Origin of the sequence: Pseudomonas sp. EL_65y_Pfl2_R96 (genome assembly GCF_963970905.1) — a bacterium.
Classification (GTDB): domain Bacteria; phylum Pseudomonadota; class Gammaproteobacteria; order Pseudomonadales; family Pseudomonadaceae; genus Aquipseudomonas.
In genome coordinates this window covers 1-478 of sequence record NZ_CAXAQH010000283.1, presented here as the reverse complement: position 1 = coordinate 478, position 478 = coordinate 1, and the positions used below count along the sequence as shown (strand labels likewise).

The window sequence follows — 478 nt, the reverse complement described above, 5'->3', positions numbered from 1 at the left end:
AGCGCCGTAACGTCGCCGGTGACGCGACCGTCTCGGTCGAGGGCACGACCTATGAAGTCGAGCCGCATCTCGCCGGCGAGACGGTGACGCTGCTATGGGGGTTGTTCGACCAGGCGCTGTTCGTCGAGCACGACGGCAAGCGCTTCGGCCCGTTCGAGCCGTCGCGCGGCGCGGTGCCGCTCTATCGCTACCGCAAATACCAGAAGAGCCGGGCGGAAGAACGGCTCGACAAGGTGGTGCGGCTTGCCGACCAGCTCGGTCTGCCCCGTGCCGCGATCACGGGTGGTGACCGGCCCTTGCCGTCGCTGCCGCCTACCACCTCAGGGCTTGCCGTGCGGCGCACACCCTTTCCGGACCCGGTCGTCGAGACGGCCCATGCCACCGGCCTTGCCGCCCGACAGGCGATCGTCGAACAGCTCCGACTGCCGCTGGGCTCGCTGCCAGAGGAGGATCGTGCCTTCATCGACGCATTGCTCGG

At 68.8% G+C, this 478-nt stretch carries 1 pseudogene; it reads left to right on the top strand.

Annotated elements, in window-relative coordinates:
- A pseudogene (locus AACY49_RS30640) lies at positions 1-478 on the top strand (IS481 family transposase); the annotation flags it as partial.